The organism is Streptomyces sp. NBC_00457 (assembly GCF_036014015.1).
Taxonomy (GTDB): domain Bacteria; phylum Actinomycetota; class Actinomycetes; order Streptomycetales; family Streptomycetaceae; genus Streptomyces.
The window spans coordinates 611591-629011 of record NZ_CP107905.1 but is presented as its reverse complement, the minus strand read 5'-3'; the positions used below and the strand labels follow the sequence as shown (position 1 = coordinate 629011).

15 protein-coding genes and 1 pseudogene are annotated in these 17421 nt (G+C 70.7%); 9 read left to right on the top strand and 7 right to left on the bottom strand.

What is annotated here, in order from left to right; translation table 11 throughout:
* The first annotated feature begins 96 nt into the window (after nucleotides 1–96).
* Nucleotides 97–1785: a hypothetical protein gene (locus OG828_RS02975; protein ID WP_328500006.1), complete on the top strand. Its 1689-nt coding sequence runs from the start codon at nucleotides 97–99 to the stop codon at nucleotides 1783–1785.
* Nucleotides 1786–1884: 99 nt separating this feature from the next.
* Nucleotides 1885–3714, top strand: a complete 1830-nt coding sequence (locus OG828_RS02970; protein ID WP_328500005.1) for a flavin-containing monooxygenase — start codon at nucleotides 1885–1887, stop codon at nucleotides 3712–3714.
* Nucleotides 3715–3757: 43 nt separating this feature from the next.
* On the opposite strand, the gene OG828_RS02965 is transcribed toward OG828_RS02970, so the two are convergent.
* From OG828_RS02965 to OG828_RS02950, 4 genes and pseudogenes are all read right to left on the bottom strand, one after another.
* Nucleotides 3758–3973, bottom strand: coding sequence for a DUF4177 domain-containing protein (locus OG828_RS02965; RefSeq protein WP_328349859.1), 216 nt, complete (start codon nucleotides 3971–3973; stop codon nucleotides 3758–3760).
* Between the two features lie 109 nt (nucleotides 3974–4082).
* Nucleotides 4083–4298, bottom strand: a pseudogene (locus OG828_RS02960) (transcriptional repressor); the annotation flags it as partial.
* A 34-nt stretch (nucleotides 4299–4332) separates the two neighbouring features.
* Nucleotides 4333–6543, bottom strand: a complete 2211-nt coding sequence (locus OG828_RS02955) for a heavy metal translocating P-type ATPase (protein WP_328500004.1) — start codon at nucleotides 6541–6543, stop codon at nucleotides 4333–4335.
* Between the two features lie 133 nt (nucleotides 6544–6676).
* Nucleotides 6677–6991 (bottom strand): DUF1490 family protein, encoded by a 315-nt coding sequence (locus OG828_RS02950; RefSeq protein WP_328349855.1) that lies wholly within the window; start codon nucleotides 6989–6991, stop codon nucleotides 6677–6679.
* A 252-nt stretch (nucleotides 6992–7243) separates the two neighbouring features.
* On the opposite strand from OG828_RS02950, the gene OG828_RS02945 reads away from it, so the two are divergent.
* The 5 genes from OG828_RS02945 (at nucleotide 7244) to OG828_RS02925 (ending at nucleotide 10733) form a co-directional block, all read left to right on the top strand.
* Nucleotides 7244–8185, top strand: a complete 942-nt coding sequence (locus OG828_RS02945) for a metal ABC transporter solute-binding protein, Zn/Mn family (RefSeq protein WP_328500003.1) — start codon at nucleotides 7244–7246, stop codon at nucleotides 8183–8185.
* Between the two features lie 11 nt (nucleotides 8186–8196).
* The gene (locus tag OG828_RS02940) at nucleotides 8197–9063 is read left to right on the top strand and encodes a metal ABC transporter ATP-binding protein (RefSeq protein ID WP_443062367.1); all 867 of its coding nucleotides are present in this window, start codon (nucleotides 8197–8199) and stop codon (nucleotides 9061–9063) included.
* Nucleotides 9060–9941, top strand: a complete 882-nt coding sequence (locus OG828_RS02935; RefSeq protein ID WP_328349851.1) for a metal ABC transporter permease — start codon at nucleotides 9060–9062, stop codon at nucleotides 9939–9941. Before OG828_RS02940 ends, OG828_RS02935 begins: the two co-directional genes overlap by 4 nt.
* A 132-nt stretch (nucleotides 9942–10073) precedes the next feature.
* Entirely contained in the window at nucleotides 10074–10376 is a 303-nt protein-coding gene (locus OG828_RS02930) for a hypothetical protein (RefSeq protein ID WP_328500002.1), read from the top strand.
* A gap of 51 nt (nucleotides 10377–10427) precedes the next feature.
* Nucleotides 10428–10733, top strand: coding sequence for an ArsR/SmtB family transcription factor (locus OG828_RS02925; RefSeq protein WP_328436468.1), 306 nt, complete (start codon nucleotides 10428–10430; stop codon nucleotides 10731–10733).
* A 72-nt stretch (nucleotides 10734–10805) separates the two neighbouring features.
* On the opposite strand, the gene OG828_RS02920 is transcribed toward OG828_RS02925, so the two are convergent.
* Entirely contained in the window at nucleotides 10806–11399 is a 594-nt protein-coding gene (locus tag OG828_RS02920) for a TetR/AcrR family transcriptional regulator (protein WP_328436467.1), read from the bottom strand.
* A gap of 113 nt (nucleotides 11400–11512) precedes the next feature.
* On the opposite strand from OG828_RS02920, the gene OG828_RS02915 reads away from it, so the two are divergent.
* Both OG828_RS02915 and OG828_RS02910 read left to right on the top strand, forming a co-directional pair.
* Nucleotides 11513–12532: an aldo/keto reductase gene (locus OG828_RS02915; RefSeq protein WP_328349843.1), complete on the top strand. Its 1020-nt coding sequence runs from the start codon at nucleotides 11513–11515 to the stop codon at nucleotides 12530–12532.
* 491 nt (nucleotides 12533–13023) lie between these two features.
* Nucleotides 13024–15882 (top strand): AfsR/SARP family transcriptional regulator, encoded by a 2859-nt coding sequence (locus OG828_RS02910; protein WP_328500001.1) that lies wholly within the window; start codon nucleotides 13024–13026, stop codon nucleotides 15880–15882.
* 92 nt (nucleotides 15883–15974) lie between these two features.
* Here the strand turns inward: OG828_RS02910 and OG828_RS02905 are convergent, their stop codons facing one another.
* Together OG828_RS02905 and OG828_RS02900 are read right to left on the bottom strand one after the other, a co-directional pair.
* Nucleotides 15975–16475, bottom strand: a complete 501-nt coding sequence (locus OG828_RS02905) for a cysteine dioxygenase (RefSeq protein WP_328436465.1) — start codon at nucleotides 16473–16475, stop codon at nucleotides 15975–15977.
* A 34-nt stretch (nucleotides 16476–16509) separates the two neighbouring features.
* On the bottom strand, nucleotides 16510–17400 hold the full coding sequence (locus tag OG828_RS02900; RefSeq protein WP_328500000.1) for an amidohydrolase family protein: 891 nt from the start codon (nucleotides 17398–17400) through the stop codon (nucleotides 16510–16512).
* Between the last annotated feature and the right edge of the window lie 21 nt (nucleotides 17401–17421).

Sequence of the window (17421 nt, the reverse complement as noted above, 5' to 3'; positions counted from 1 at the left end):
ATGGGCGGATGCGGCGTTCTTCAGGGAAGGTAGGCCTGGCCGGTGGTGCGGTCGGCAGATCATGACCAGACTGATGGCGGATGCGAGGAGAAGCCCATGGACTACTACGATCTCGGCACCCACTCCCGCCCTGTGACAACCTCGTCCGCCGAGGCCCAGCTGTGGTTCGACCGCGGCCTGGTGTGGACGTACGCCTTCCACCACGAGGAAGCCGTCCGCTGCTTCGAGGCCGCGGCAGCGGCGGACCCCGATTGCGCCATGGCCCAGTGGGGCATCGCCTACGCGCTCGGCCCCAACTACAACAAGCCGTGGGAGGCCTTCGACGGCGACGAGCTGGAACGCACCGTCGACCGGACCCACGCCGCCGTGGAACTGGCCCATGACAGAGCGGCCGGCACCACCCCCGTCGAGCGGGCCCTGATCCAAGCCCTGCGCACCCGCTATCCGCAGGCCGAGGCAGTGGAGGACTGCTCGGTGTGGAACGCGCCCTACGCCGACAGCATGCGTGCCGTCTACGACCTCGCCCCCGACGACCTGGACGTGGCCACGCTCTACGCGGACGCCCTCATGAACCTCACGCCCTGGCAGCTGTGGGACCTGCCCACCGGAGAGCCCGCCGAAGGTGCCCGTACGAGGGAGGCCAAGGCCGTCCTGGAACGCGCACTGGCCACCGAGGAGGGGGCACGCCACCCGGGCCTGCTGCACCTCTACATCCACCTGATGGAGATGTCCCCGACCCCGGAGACCGCCCTCCCCGTCGCCGACCGGCTGCGCGACCTGGTGCCGGATGCGGGGCACCTGCAGCACATGCCCTCGCACCTGGACGTGCTGTGCGGCGACTACCGGCGCGTCGTGTCGGACAACACCCGTGCGATCGCCGCCGACGAGAAGTTCCGCGCCCGCTCCGGCGCGATGAACTTCTACACCCTGTACCGATGCCACAACTACCACTTCAAGATCTACGGTGCGATGTTCCTCGGCCAGTCCCGAACCGCACTTCAGACGGCCGCCGAACTCGAGGCCTCCATCCCCGAAGAACTGCTGCGGGTGCAGAGCCCGCCCATGGCCGACTGGCTGGAGGGCTTTCTGGCCATGCGGGTCCACGTCCTGATCCGCTTCGGCCGCTGGGCGGACATCCTCGAACTGCCCCTGCCCGCCGACCCGGAGCTCTACAGCGTGACCACCGCGATGCTGCACTATGCCCGCGGCGTGGCGCTCTCGGCGACCGGCCGCATCCCGGAGGCCGAGACCGAACGCGAGCTGTTCCACCGCGCGCTCGCCCAAGTCCCGCCCACCCGCATGCTGTTCAACAACACCTGCGCCGACATCCTCGCCGTCGCCTCGGCGATGCTGGACGGGGAGCTGGAGTACCGCAAGGGCAACCACGACACCGCCTTCGCCGCCCTGGAACGGGCCATCGACCTGGACGACAACCTCCCGTACGACGAGCCCTGGGGATGGATGCAGCCCACCCGGCACGCCTACGGCGCCCTCCTCCTGGAACAGGGCCGCGTCGCGGAGGCCGAAGCGGTCTACCGCGCCGACCTGGGCCTGGACGACTCCCTCCCGCGCGCCCTGCAGCACCTCGGCAACGTCTGGTCCCTGCATGGCTTCCACGAGTGCCTGCTCCGCCTCGGCAAAGTGGGGGAGGCGCGCATCGTCGCCCAGCAGCTGAAGATGGCCGCCGCCATGACGGACGTACCCGTCGAAGCGTCCTGCTTCTGCCGCCTGGAGCGGGCGTCGGACGGCGATGCCAAGGGCGACTGCTGCGCCCCGGAGCACTGACGGACAGGGGATCGTCCTCACCGTCCTGGCGATCCCGACGTGGCCAGAATTTAAAGCAGTTGATTGACGTAAATGCCGGCGACCCGATTGACTGCGCCCATGACCTCCCCCCACGCCTCACCCGGCCCCGACGCGCCCGGCCTCGACCTCGAGTCTCTGCGCGCCCGCTACCGAGCCGAGCGGAACCGCAGAATCCGCCCCGACGGCGGCGGCCAGTACCAGCGGCTCGCCGGAGAGTTCGGTTACTACGCCGACGACCCCTACGCCGAACCCCTGCCGGGACGCGAGCCGTTGACCGACCGGGTCGAAGTGGCCATCGTCGGCGGCGGGTTCGGCGGTCTGCTCGCCGGCGCCCGGCTGCGGCAGGCGGGCGTCGAATCGATCCGCGTGATCGAGAAGGGCGGCGACTTCGGCGGCACCTGGTACTGGAACCGGTACCCCGGCATCCACTGCGACATCGAGTCGTACATCTACATGCCGCTGCTGGAGGAGGTCGGCTACGTCCCGCAGTGGAAGTACGCCCCCGGCGAGGAGATCCGCCACCACGCCCAGGCGGTCGGGCGGACCTTCGACCTGTACCGCGACGCCTGCTTCCAGACCCAGGTCACCGAACTGCGCTACGACGACGCCGAGTCGGAGTGGATCGTCACCACCGACCGGGGCGACCGGATGCGGGCACGCTACGTCGTCACCGCCAGCGGCACCCTCAGCGAGCCCAAGCTGCCCGGCATCCCCGGCATCACCGACTTCAAGGGCCACACCTTCCACACCAGCCGCTGGGACTACGCATACACCGGAGGGGACGCCGACGGAAACCTCCACCGGCTCGCCGACAAACGCGTCGGCGTGATCGGCACGGGCGCGACCGCGATCCAGTGCGTCCCGCATCTCGGCGCCGACGCCCGGCAGTTGTACGTGTTCCAGCGCACGCCCTCCTCGGTCGACGTACGCGGCAACCGCCCCACGGATCCCGCCTGGGCCGGGTCGTTGACACCGGGCTGGCAGCGTCGCCGTATGGAGAACTTCCTCACCCTGGTCACCGGCGGCCCGGCGGAGGAGGACCTCGTCGACGACGGCTGGACCCACACCGCCCGGCTGCAGCAGAAGCTGATCCCCAGCGACAGCCACCGCCGGCAGCTGCCGCCCGAGGAGCGGGAACGGGCGTACGAGATCGCCGACTACCAGAAGATGAACGAGATCCGCGCCCGCGTGGACGCCCTGGTCGACGACGCGGAGACGGCCGAACTGCTCAAGCCCTGGTACCGCTACATGTGCAAGCGGCCCACCTTCAGCGACTCCTACCTGCAGACCTTCAACCGGCCGAACGTCACCCTCGTCGACACGGCCGACAGCCACGGCGTGGAGCGGATCACCGAGGGCGGGGTCGTCGTCGGAGGCCGGGAGTACGAGGTCGACTGCATCATCTTCGCGACCGGCTTCGACGTCGGTGTGTCCGGCGTCTTCTCCGGACGGCTCCCCGTCCACGGCAGGGGCGGTGTCACCCTGACCGAGGCGTGGCGGCAGGGCCCCAAGACCCTGCACGGCTTCTACAGCCACGGTTTCCCCAACCTCTTCCAGTTGGGACCGCTGCAGAACGCCAGCTCCGTCAACTTCGTCCACGTCCTCGACGAACAGGCCACCCACGTGGCCGCCGTGGTCCGCGCCGCACGCGACCGGCGGGCGCTTCGGGTCGAGCCGAGCGCCGAGGCAGAGGCCGCATGGGTGGCGACGATCCGTCAGAAGGCGGCCGACCTCTACCGCTTCCAGGCCGAGTGCACCCCCGGCTACTACAACAACGAAGGCCGGCCCAGGGAGCGCAGCGAGTCGTACGGCGACGGACCGGTGGCCTTCCACGCCCTGCTGGCCAAGTGGCGCACGAACGGCGGCCTGAGCGAGGTCCTCGTCGACGGCGACGGAGGCACGGCGTGACGGCGACACGGGCCGATCGGCACGCGTCGCAGCCGCAGCTACGTCAGCCGCGCGGCCGCTCCAGCGTCAGCAGCAGCCCCTCCACCGCGCCGGGTCCTACGCGGCCCTTGACGCCGGCGGACGTGATGGCTTTGAGCGCCCAACCGTCCTCGGCGTGCTTGTTGAGGACCTTCTCCAGCTTGTCCCCGTCCAGTGCGTCGCCGATCAGCGACTCCCGGAAGGTGACGACCTTGTACTCGTACGTCTGAGGGCTGCTCATGGCTACGGGCTCTCCTGCGCGTCGGTCGGCGTGTCCGGGCCACCCAATCACACGCCGGAATCCCAGAGGCCTGACGGCAGTTCCCCTTCGTCCGCGAGTCCACCGGCCGACTGCTGCCGTAGGCGCGGCAGATCAGATGGTGGCGGTGTCTGCCGGTGGGCCGCCATCGGTAGAGCCGTTCACCGGCGCCGGCCTGCACGACATCGACCGCGTCCGCGGCCTCCAGGTCGCGCAGGGCCCGGTACACGGTGGTCAGTCCGATCCGTGCGCCGTCCTCGGTCATACGAGCGTGCAGGTCCTGTGCGGAGACGAAGTCGCGGCAGCTCGCGAGAGCTGAGAGGTGGGCCGCGTGTGTGACGTCAGCGCACGCGCCGCTCCTCCAACGGCGCGGCGCGCAGGCGTGCTGTGGCGTCGCTCGGCAGGTGGGGGGTGTGGCCCACCAGCCGGGCGGAGTTGGCGACGACGGCGATGCTGCTGGTGTTGTGGAGCAGGGCGGCCAGCACGGGGTTGATGGAGCCGCCGGCGCCCGCGATGAGGCCGACGAGGTTCACGCCGATGGACAGGGTGTAGTTCTGCCGTACGACGCGCAGGGTGTGCCGGCTGAGTTCCACGACGGCGGCGACATTGCGCAGGTCGTTTCCGGCCAGGGCGATGTCGGCGGTCTCGAGGGCGACGTGGGAGGAGTGCGCGCCCATGACGATGCCGACGTCGGCGAGCGCCAGTGCGGGGGCGTCGTTGGTGCCGTCGCCGACCATCGCGACGCTGTGGCCCTCGGCCTGGAGGTCGCGGATCAGCTGGAGTTTGGCCTCGGGCAGCGCGTGAGCGTGCACCTCGGTGATGCCGAGGGCGTCGGCCACGGCCTGGGCGGTCTCGGGCGCGTCGCCGGTCAGCAGCGCGATGCGGGTGACCCCGAGGTCGGTCAGCTGGCGGACGACGGTGTCGGCTCCGCCGCGTACGGCGTCGGACAGGCCGAGCATGCCGATCAGCCTGTCGTCGTGGGCGAGGCAGATGACGGTCTCGCCGGCGGTGCGCAGTCGGCTCGTCCAGTCCTGGGCGACGTCGGAGAGTTCCAGGCCGTGGCGGCGCAGCAGGGCGGGGCTGCCCACAAGCAGGCGGGTGCCGTCGAGTTCGGCGCGTACGCCCATCCCGAGCACGACCTCGCAGGCTTGGTGGATCGGGATGTGCAGGTGCTGTTCCTCGGTGCGCCGGACGATGGCCTCGGCGAGCGGGTGCCGGGCGTGCAGTTCGCCGGAGGCCGCCAGGCTCAGCACCTCGTCGGCGGTGACCGCTTCGTCGAGCGTGACCACGCTGGTGACCAGGGGGCGGCCGAGGGTGAGGGTGCCGGTCTTGTCGAAGACCACGGCGGTGACGCGGCCGATCCCTTCCAGGTGGGTGCCGCCCTTGATGAGGGTGCCTCTGCGGGCCCCGTTGCCGATCGCCGCGCTGATCGCGGTAGGGGTGGCCAGGCCCGCGGCACACGGACAGGCGATCAGCAGCATCGTCATCGCGCGCCGGGCGTCCCGGGTGAGCACGTACGTGATCCCGGCGAGGGCGAAGGAGACGGGAACGAAGCGGCGCGTGAAGGCGGCGGCGACGGTCTGGATCGGGGCCCGGTCGGCCTGCGCCTCCTCGACCCTACTGATGATGCGCCCGACGACGGTGTCCTGTCCGACCGAGGTGGCCCGGACGGTGATCGAACCGGTGGAGACGAGGGTGCCCGCGTACACCTCGGTGCCGGGCTGGACGTACACCGGAAGCGCCTCGCCGGTGATCGCCGCCTGGTCCACCAGCGCCTCGCCGGACTCGGCGGTGCCGTCGACGGGGATGCGGTGGTGCTCGTAGACCGCTACGACGTCGCCGGTCCTGACCTCCGTGAGGTCGGCCTCCACCTCCACGCCGTCGCGGACCAGCCAGACCCGCTCCTCGCCGATGGAGAGCAGTTCCTCGATGGCGCGACGGGTCCGCCGCAGGGTGATGGCCTGCAGGAACTCACCGATGTTGAGCAGCCACAGCACCATGAGCGCGACCACGTTCTCGCGCAGGACCAGCGAGATCACGGTCGCGGTCGTCACCAGCAGATCGGTGCCCGCGTGGCGTCTGCCGCCGAGGCTGCGTGCGGCGCCGCGGAAGAACGGCAGCCCGGTGAAGACGGTGACCGCGCCGAGCAGGCCGGCCGAGCCCGCCGGGGTCCACGGGGGCCGGCCGAGCAGTCGCCGCAGGGCCACCACAGCGAGCACCGCACCGCCGACGACCAGCCGCGCGACCTCTCCCGTGGAGGAGTCGGCCACGGAACGGCTGTCCCTGGCCGGCACTCCCGGTGGCGGCGCCTCGGCGAGCGCTGCGACGAGCCGGTCCACGTCGACCAGGTCGGGCTGCACCCAGACGATCACAGCGCCGGTCCGCGGGAAGATCCGCAACGCCCGGAAACCCGGCAGATCCGTGAACCGCTCATCGACGATCCCGGCACAGCCCGGCCGCGCACGCAGCCAGGGAACCACCAGCCGTACGCGGCCCGCGGCAGCGGACCGCACCACCACCCCGGAACCGGATCGCGGGCTTGCGCCGGACATGGCAACCACCTCTCAGATGCCCCTCTCAGCGCCTTTGCGCCGCCCCAAGGAGGCCGCAGGCCTCTCAGGGGCGCGGGGAACTGCGCGACCAGCCCCCACCGGCCCGCAGATTTCCCTCGTCCCAGCGGAGCGCTCAGTGCTCGTGATCGTGGGCGTGCCCCTCGACACCGACCGCCGAGGGCGGCGGCGCCTCCTCACCCAACTGCTCCCTGGCCTCCGCCAGCAGGTCTCCCGCCTTCAGGCGAGCCTCCTCGGCGGCCTCCCCGAGCCGGCGCCCCGTCGTGATGCCTCCCGCGATGCCGCTGACCAGCAGCCGGCGGGCCACGGGTTTCGCTTTGGGGGCGGCCTTGGCGGCTCCCCGCAGAACCAGTACGCCGGCGGTTCCGGACAGGGCGTAGTGCGTGATGCGGCCCACGACCACACCCGCGAAAGCGGCGGGATGCATCATGGCCTCCTTCCGCGGAGCCCGCGAAGGGGATTCATCCTTCTTCGGCGCGGTATGTCCATTCTCGTCCCGCAGCGACTGTCACGCATCAGCCGTACCGCGCCGGCCCAAGGCGACAGAGAGTCATTTCCCGGTAATGATTGTCATATGGAATGACTGGAAGGCGTTCTTGACATCCGTTTCCATCTAGCGTGGCGCTGACACCGGGACAGATCGAGCCCGGTGGACGTCCCCCTGGTTGCGGAGGAATCATTCATGCCTGCGTCCTCACCTCGGCGCCTGGCGCCGCTCATCACCGGTGCTTCCCTGGTCCTGCTGGCCGGTTGCGGCAGTTCGTCCGACTCCGGCAGCGGCACCGCCGCAGGCCAGAGTCCCGTTTCCGCGTCCGCCGTCGCCGTGGTGACCTCGACGAACGTCTACGGCGACATCGTCAAGCAGATAGGCGGCGGGAAGGTCGACATCACTTCGATCATCAGTGATCCCGACCAGGACCCGCACTCCTACGAGGCCAATACGCAGAACCAGTTGGCGCTGTCCAAGGCGAAGGTCGTCGTCGAGAACGGCGGCGGTTACGACGACTTCATCGACCGCATGCTGAAGAGCAGCGACAACTCGTCCGCCGAAGTGATCAACGCCGTCAAGGTCTCCGGGAAGACCGCCCCGGCGGGCGGGGAACTCAACGAGCACGTCTGGTACGACTTCCCCACGACCGCCGAACTCGCCGACCGCATCGCGGCAGCCCTGACCAAGGCCGACCCGGACGACGCCGCCACCTTCACCAAGAACGCGGGCGCCTTCAAGGCGAAACTGAAACCGCTGGAGGCGAAGGAAGCGCGGATCAAGGCCGGCCACGGCGGCGAGCCGATCGCCATCACCGAGCCGGTGCCGCTGTACCTGACCGAGGCGAGCGGCTTGGTGAACAAGACGCCCGAGGAGTTCAGCGAAGCCATCGAGGAAGGCGACGACGTCTCCCCGAGGACCCTGGAGGAGACGCTGGCGCTGTTCACCGACAAGAAGGTCGAGGCGCTGGTCTACAACGAGCAGACCTCCGGACCGCAGACCGAGAAGGTCGAGCGGGCGGCCAGGACCGCCGGGATTCCCGTCGTCCCCGTCACCGAGACCCTGCCCGAGGGCCAGGACTACATCGGCTGGATGACCGGCAACGTCGACGCGCTCGCGAGCGCGCTGGGCAAGTGAGGCGGCCCACGGTGACCTCCTTGCCCCGTGCCCGTGAGGGCAGGATCGAGGACCGCGGCACGGACGCCGCGGTGATCAGCCTGCGCGGTGCGGCCCTGTCCTACGGTGCGCGGGTGCTGTGGCAGGACCTCGATCTCGACGTACGGACAGGGGAGTTCCTGGCCGTGCTCGGGCCCAACGGATCCGGGAAGACCAGCTTCGTACGCGCCCTGCTGGGCCAACGGCAGCTGTCCGCAGGGAAGTTGACGGTTCTTGGCCGCCCGCCGCACAAGGGCAGCAGGCACATCGGCTACGTCCCGCAGCAGGCCACACTGTCCGAGCAGGCGATGTTGCGCGCCCGGGACCTGGTCCGCTTCGGCATCGACGGGCACGGCTTCGGGCCGCGGCTGCGCTCGGGCGCCGTACGCCGCCGCGTGGACGAGGTCCTCGCCTCGGTCGGGGCCGCCGCGTACGCGGATGTCCCCGTCGCCCTGCTCTCGGGCGGCGAACGCCAGCGCGTCCGCATCGGGCAGGCGCTGGCGACCGACCCGCGCATCCTGCTGTGCGACGAGCCGCTGCTCTCCCTCGACCTGCACCATCAGCGAGCGGTGACGGAACTGGTGGACTCCCGGCGCCGCTCGCACGGCACGGCGGTGGTGTTCGTGACCCACGAGATCAACCCCGTGCTGGGACTGGTGGACCGCGTGCTGTACCTCGCCCGCGGGGGCTTCCGGGTCGGCACCCCCGACGAGGTGCTGACCTCTCAGGCGCTGTCGCAGCTGTACGGCACACAGGTCGACGTCATCCGGGTCCGGGACCGGATCACGGTCGTCGGCGTGCCCGACGAGGTGGCCCAGCCACCGCACCACTCCGAACTGCCCCACGGAGTACGGCCATGACGATCGCCGAGGGGATCTGGCAGCAGATCTTCAACTTCGACAACTACGGCGAACTGCTCGCCCTGGTCCGCAACTCCCTCATCGCCGGCGTCGCACTCGGCCTGGTCGGTGGCCTGGTCGGGGTCTTCGTCATCATGCGGGACCTGCCGTTCGCCGTGCACGGGATCAGCGAGCTGTCGTTCGCCGGGGCCTCGGCCGCGCTGCTGCTGGGTGTGAACATCGTGGGCGGCTCGATCGTCGGCTCGCTCATCGCCGCGGGAGCCATCGGGCTGCTCGGTTCGCGCGCGCGGGACCGCAACTCGGTGATCGGGACTCTCATGCCGTTCGGCCTCGGCCTCGGCGTGCTCTTCCTCGCCCTGTACAAGGGCCGGGCGGCGAACAAGTTCGGCATCCTCACCGGGCAGATCGTCGCCGTCGACACCCCGCAGATGTCCTGGCTGCTCGGCACGTCGGCCGTGGTGCTCGTAGCGCTGATGATCATGTGGCGCCCGCTCGCCTTCGCCAGCGCCGACCCGGAGGTGGCCGGGGCCCGGGGGGTGCCGGTTCGGGCCCTGTCGTTCGCCTTCATGCTCGTGCTGGGGCTCGCGGTCGCGCTGTCCGTGCAGATCGTCGGCGCGCTGCTGGTCCTCACCCTCGTCGTCACCCCCGCGGCCGCCGCCGCCCGGATCACCGCGTCTCCCGTGCTGCTGCCCGTGCTGAGCGTGCTCTTCGCGGTGGCCTCCATCGAGGGCGGGATCCTGCTGGCCCTGGGCAGCAGCATTCCCATCAGCCCCTACGTGACCACCATCTCGTTCGCGATCTACCTGGTCTGCCGACTGGTGGGCACGTACCGGACCCGGCAGTGGGGAGCGCGGGAAACCGTTCCCGAGTCCGCCTGACCGACCTTCACCGGCTGCCCGAAGAGCGCACCTGCCGGGCTGGATGCATGCAGGAATTGCTATATGTTAATGTCGCAATGGATCAGCCGGCATGAGTCCGCGGCCGGTCAGAGGAATGCGCAAGGAGCCCCCATGAGTACCGCCACCGACCACCGCACGCACCAGGACCACGTACACACCCACGGCGATGGCTGCGGACACGTGGCCATCCCGCACGGCGACCACACCGACTACGCCCACGACGGCCACATTCACCGCGTCCACGGCGACCACGTCGACGAGTGCGCCGCCGGCGGTCACGCCGCCCACGAAGGCCACGACCATCAGCACGGTGAGGGGTGCGGACATGTCGCCGTCCCGCACGAGGACCACACCGACTACGTGCACGACGGTCACCGTCACGCCGTTCACGACGGGCACTGGGACGACCACTGAGAATCCGCGGCGCTGGGAATCATTGTCATATGCTAATTTGTGCATGTGGCGATGACTTCCCCTTCCCCTGCCCGTGAGCCGCTGGAGACTCTCCAGGCGGCCAGCGACCTGCTGCGCGCGCTGGCCTCACCCGTGCGCGTCGGCATCGTGCGCGAACTGGCCGGGGGCGGAAAGTACGTCCATGAACTCGTCGCCGCACTGGGCGTGAGCCAGCCGCTGGTCTCCCAGCATCTGCGGGTGCTGCGCACCTCGCGCATAGTCACGGCCCGGCGTCACGCCCGCGAGACCCAGTACAGCCTGACCGACGACCATGTGGCGCACATCGTGCTGGACGCCATTCGGCACGCACAGGAATAGGTGCACCGCCCACCCGCGAAACGAGACACGTCGACGGCCGCCCGGCTTCCCGCCGGGCGGCCGTCGACGTCTTCACTGCGGTCGGCGCAGGCCCGCGATGAGGAGTGCGACCAGTTGGCGGGCGTCGTAGCGGGGATCGCTGTCCGCGCCGATGCAGAGGTTGCCGACGCCGCGCATGAGCGCGTAGGCGTCCACGTCGGCGCGGATCTCCCCGGCGACGGCCGCGGCTTCGAGCAGCTGGGCGCAGACGGGCACCAGGCGGTCGAGGAAGTAGGCGTGCAGCGTGTCGAAGCCGGAGTTGTCGGACTGCAGCACGGCGGCGAGTCCGTGCTTGGTGACCAGGAAGTCGACGAAGAGGTCGATCCACTGTCCCAGTGCGGCATGCGGGGTCGGGGCGGCCGAGAGAAGGGCCGGCCCCGCCTCGGCGCAGGCGTCGACCTGGTGCCGGTAGACGGCGATGATGAGATCCGCTCGGGTGGGGAAGTGGCGGTAGATCGTGCCCATCCCGACGCCGGCCCGGGCCGCGATATCGCGTACCGGCGCGTCCACGCCCGCGGTGACGAAGACCGCTGCGGCCGCGTCGAGCAGGGTCTCCTTGTTGCGCCGGGCGTCCGCCCGCTTGGGCCGGGCCGGGCGTGCCACGCCCTCCTCGCTGTTGTTCCCCACGCCATTTCCTCCACTGATTCGCCGGCCGCGCTTGCTAAGCGGAACATCGCTCCGTATCGTTAGCGGAGCAACGTTCCGCTTATTCATGATATCCGCCATGGAGGCATACGGTCATGCAGTACCGCACCTTGGGCCGCACCGGTGTGCAGGTCAGCTCCCTCGCGCTCGGCGCGATGAACTTCGGCAGGATCGGACGTACCACCCAGGACGAGGCCACCGCCCTCGTCGATGCCGCACTCGAGGGCGGGATCAACGTCATCGACACCGCGGACATGTACAGCGCCGGCGAGTCGGAGGAGCTGGTCGGCAAAGCCATCGCCGGCCGCCGCGACGACATCGTGCTGGCCACGAAGGCGACCATGCCGATGAGCGACGAACCCAACCACCAGGGCAGCTCGCGCCGTTGGCTGGTCACCGCCCTGGACGACAGCCTGCGCCGCCTCGGCGTGGACCACGTCGACCTCTACCAGATCCACCGGTGGGACCCGAACACCAGCGACGAGGAGACGCTGTCGGCGCTGACCGACCTGCAACGCGCGGGAAAGATCCGCTACTTCGGCTCCTCGACGTTCCCTGCCTACCGCATCGTGCAGGCCCAATGGGCCGCCCGCGAGCATCACTTGAGCCGCTACGTCACCGAACAGCCAAGCTACTCGATCCTCCAGCGCGGCATCGAGACCCATGTGCTGCCCGTGACCGAGCAGTACGGGCTCGGGGTGCTGGTGTGGAGCCCGCTGGCCTCGGGCTGGCTGTCGGGCGCGGTCCGCGAGGGCCGGGAGGTCACCACCAGCCGCTCCACGTTCATGCCCGACCGCTTCGACCTCTCCCTCCCCGTCAACCGGGCCAGGTTGGACGCCGTCGAGCAGCTGGCCAAGGTCGCCGACGAGGCCGGGCTGACCATGATCCAGCTCGCGCTCGGATTCGTGACCGCGCATCCCGGCGTGACGAGCGCCCTCATCGGCCCCCGCACACCGGACCACCTGCACGCGCAACTCGCCGCCGCGGACACCGTGCTCTCCGCCGATGTGCTCGACGCGATCGATGCCGTCGTCGCCCCCGGCACCGACCTAGCCCCGCACGAGAAGCACGACACCCCGCCGGCGCTGCTCGACCCGTCACTGCGGCGCCGCTGATCACTGCCCTGACCGCGGCGGTCGTGGTCTGCGCGGTCACCGGGGTGCCGCCCGCAGCTGCCTCGGCAGAGCCCTCAGGTGCCGAGAGGATCAGTGTCGCGACCGACGGCACCCAGGCCGACGACAACTGTCCCCGATCCAGCCCCCAGTGATCAGCCGTGACGGGGAATACGTCGCCTATTCAATCCTGTGGATGAGAAACACGCGGATCGGCCGACACCGTCTTCCAGTCCACGGCCGACGACAGCGTGCCCGGCGACACCAACGGCACGTCGGACGTCTTCATCCGTCACTTCTCCTGATCGCCCCGGCACGAACATCGCGGCACGACCGACCCGCTCGACCCGGCCCGACGAGGTCGAGCGGGTCGGTGACTCCCCGCGTGGTCACCGACCGCTGTCCCCATGGTGTGGCGTGAATATGGACGGGAACCTTGCGAGAACCTTGCTTCACTGGTGAGGGGCTCGTGCACAGTGACCTCGGGGGAGCGCATGACGGACTTTCTGCTGTTGGGCACGGTGGAGTTACGAGGCGCGGACGGCACGGTGCTGGACGCCGGTCCGGCCAAGCAGCGCACGGTACTTGCGGCACTGCTGGTGGATACGGGCCGCTGGGTGGCTACGGACACGCTGATCGACCGGGTCTGGGGAGAGGACCCGCCGTCCCAGGTGCGTCCCTCGCTCTACGCGCACATCGCCCGGATCCGAAGGATGCTGGCGAGCACGGGCGCACCCGCCGGCTCGGGCGAGGACAGCGCCGGGCCACAGCTGCGGCGCGGCCCCGGCGGCTACCTGCTCGACGTACCGCCCGACCGGGTCGACGTGCACCGGTTCCGGCGTCTGCTCGAACAGGCCCGGGAGGCTGGTCGCACCGATGCCGAGCGGGTGGCGATGCTGCGTGAGGCGGTCGGGTTGTGGCGCGGTGAGCCGCTGGCCGGGCTGGCCGGTGCGTGGGCGGACCGCACCCGGGAGAGCTGGCAGCAGCAGCGCATCGAGGCGGTGCTGGCCTGGGCCGATGCTGAGTTCCGGGTGGGCCGGCACGCCGGGGTGATCGGCACGCTGACCGCTCTGGTCGCCGAGCATCCCCTGGTCGAGCCGCTCACCGTGGCGCTGATGCGGGCGCTGCAGGCCGCCGGACGCGGTCCGGAGGCCCTGGCCCGCTACACCGACCTGCAGAAGCAACTGTCCGAGGAGCTGGGGACGGACCCGGGGGCCGGGGCACAGCGGACGCATTTGGCCATCCTGCGCGGCGAATTCGCCTCGCCGACGGCCCATGACGCCCTGCCGTCGGCCGAGGCGGGGCCCGGTCGCCGGGCGGTCCCGGCGCAATTGCCTTTAGTCGCAAGGGGGTTCACCGGTCGGGAGCAGGAACTGGCGCGGCTGGACGGGATCCTGGCCGCAGCCGCGGAACGCCCGGCCGCGGTCGTCATCTCGGCGATCGCGGGTGCGGGCGGCATCGGCAAGACCTGGCTGGCGTTGCACTGGGCACACGGCCACACCGAACACTTCCCGGACGGTCAGCTCTTCGTCGACCTGCTGGGCTTCAATCCGTCCGTGCCGCCCATGGAGCCGACCACGGCCCTGCGCGGCTTCCTGGAAACGCTGGGCGTGGCCCCGCATGCCGTGCCGTCCACGCTGCAGGGCCAGGCCGGCCTGTACCGGAGCCTGCTGGCGGACAAGCGGATGCTGGTGATGCTGGACAACGCCGGCAGCCCGGACCAGGTCGTCCCGCTGCTGCCGGGCAACCCGGACTGCGTCGTCCTGATCACCAGCCGCCGCAGACTGACCGAACTGGTCACCCGTCACGGTGCCCGTCCCGTCGTCCTCGACCCGCTGAGCGCGGAGGAATCGCGCCGCGTCCTGGACGTGCGCCTGGGCACCGCACGGGCCGCCGCCGAGCCGGACGCCGTCGAGGAACTGCTCATCTGGTGCGGCGGATACCCCCTCGCGCTGGGCATCGTCGCCGGCCGCGCCGGCTGCACCCCACGCCTGCCGCTGGCCCGGATCGCCGCCGAACTCCGCGAGGCCACGACCAGGCTCGACGCCCTCGACGACGACACGCCCGCGGCGAGTCTGCCGAAGGTGCTGTCATGGTCGTACGACGCCCTGACCGCCGTACAGGCACGGCTGTTGGCCCTGCTGGGCCTTGCTCCCGGTCCCGACATCGGGCTGTCCGCCCTCGTTTCCCTCGCCGACCTGCCCACGCCGGAGGCCCGCGCGGCGTTGCGTGCCCTGGAGGACCTGCACCTCGTCGAGCAGCACGAGCCCGGGCGCTGGCGCATGCATGACCTGGTGCGTCTCTACGCCGCCGACCGGGGCCGGCAGGACCTCGCGCCCGACGAACGGGACGCGGCGCTGCGGCGACTGGTCGAGTTCTACCTGCACACCGCGTGCGCGACCCGCGGTCTGATGGTGCTGGAGCTGGACGACGCACCTCCCCAGCTCGGCCCGCCCGGCCCCGGCTGCCGGCCGCAGCAGCTGACCACGCAGGCCGAGGCGGTGCGGTGGCTCGCCGACGAACTGCCCAATCTGCTCGCCGCGCAGGAACTGGCGGCCGGCCGCGGCTGGCGCCGGCTCGTGTGGCAGCTCGCATGGAGCCTGGACCACTTCCAGAGTCTGCTGGGCCATGTTCACGACCGAGTGGCGATGTGGCAGGCGGCACTGGCCGCGCTCGATCCGGACGACTCGCTCGCCGTGAAGGTGCGGGCCCGGTGGCGGCTCGGGCACGCCGCCGCTTATGCCGGAGCACACGAAGAGTCCACCAAGCAACTGGAGCATGCGCTGAGCCTGGCCGAGCAGGCCGGCGACCACGGCACCCAGGCCCGCATCCACATCGCGCTGGCACAGGGACACGGGCGCCAGGATCACCTGCGGGCGGCGCTGGACCACGCCACCCTCGCCGTACAGCTGGAGCGGGAAGCGGACCTGCCGGCGGTCAGGGCCGCCGCGCTCAACTCGGTGGGCTGGTACAGCGCCCGGCTCGGGGACTACGACCAGGCGCGCGTCCACTGTGCGGCAGCACTGCCGTTGGCCCGCCGCATCCGGCACGAGGGCGTGGAAGCCGACATCCTCGACAGCCTCGGCTACATCGCCCACCACACCGGCCACCACGACGAAGCGGTGGACCACTACCGGCTCGCCGTGTCCCGGTACCGCGCCATCGGCGGAGACTACTGGGCCGCCGACACGCTCGACCGCCTGGGCCACAGCTACCACGCGCTCGGCAACCCGGAACTGGCCCGCATCACCTGGCAGGAGGCAGCCGCGATGTACCGGGACCAACACCGCCACCAGCCCGCCGAACGCGTCCAGCGTCAACTCGACGCCCTCGAACGGACAGAGAACAGCTGAGAGCGCCCCAAAGGGGCGCGGGGAACTGCGCGACCAGCCACGATGGCGCCGCAGCGAACCGACGGCACACGGCGGCACTTCCCGCGTCGCGCTCAGGCCGCCGGGTTGTCCAGCGGCCGCAGTTCGTCCGCGTAGGAGACGGAGATGCGGCGCATCACACCGTCCGCGGTGATGTCGTACTGGCCGAGGCGCCACAGCGGCGGCGAGTACGCGTGGATCGAGACCGTGTCGTCGGTGGCGCCGGTGAGGCGGTGGATGTGCTCGGGCCCGAAGCAGAACGCTCCGCCGGCACCGACCGTGCTGGACAGATGGCTGCCGCCGATGCGCGGGTTGGACTCGTTGAGGGCGCCCTGGACGACACGGACCGCGCCCGAGGAGATGTCGTGGTCGTGCCAGCCGGTGTCATTCTGCCGGGTCCAGCACAGCAGCCATACGTCGACGTACTCGTCCCGGTACAGGGAGGCGTAGTGCCGCTGCTCGTGCGAGAAGGCGATCTGCTCGCGCCACAGCTCGGGGCGGGCGGAGAGTTCGTCGACGAGTGCCCGGAGTTCGTGCTTGTCGAGCGTGCGGTCCGGGAGGGACTCGTAGGTCACGGGTGGCTCCTTTCTGTCTTTCCGTCGGCGAGGCTCATGTGCGGCCTCGCAGCAGGCGGTCCGGGTTGGTGGTACGCAGGGCGTGGACCGCGGCGTCCGTGCCGATGTCGGGGATGACGGGGGACGCGTACGGGCGGTCGCTGCCGCTGACGATCACGTCGATGCCGACGGCCCGGACGAGGGCGTCCACGGCGCGGGTCCCGTAGGAGGACGTCTCGTAGAAGACGTCGAAGTCGATCGCGCCGCGTCCGCCGCCCCGGGCCGCCAGCCGCTCGCCGTGCAGCGGGGCCAGGCCGGCGAGGGCGGCGAAGCAGACCCGCAGGCGTGGATGGCGGGCGCGGCCGAAGGCGCGGAACGCGAACCATGACGCGTGCATCTGGTGCAGGTAGGGGACCAGCGCGGGCCACCAAGGGGGCGTGTCCTGGGTGGCGGGGGCGGCGCCGGGGTGGATGAACAGGGGCTTGCCGAGGCGGGTGAGGACGTCCAGCAGTGGGGCGCACTCCTGCCAGCCCGCGGCGTCGAGCAGTGCTGTGGCAGGGAGTTGGAGGCCCACGCAGCCCCGGCGCAGCTCGTGTTCGACGGCCTCGGGGTCCGGCTCGGACAGACAGGGCGAGGCCCAGACGCCGAACGGGTCCGGGAGCGCGAGGGCGCCGTCGTGGAACGCGGTCAGCAGCTCGGTGGCCTCGGCGGGCGGCAGGTACTCGATGCCGAGCGGGCTGGAGAGGGAGACCAGGGCCAGGCCGAGCCCGTCCGCGGCGGCGAGGCGGGCGCGGGCGGTGACCTCGTGATCGGCGGGGTCGACCACATACGGCGGCTCGCCCGCGAGGTGCAGGGTCCAGCCGTCCAGACACGGCGGCGTGGTGCGGGCGCGCAGCACCTCGATGAAGGCGGCTGGCCAGATGTGCTGGTGGACGTCGATGAGCACGCTGCAGTCCTCGGGAAGCGC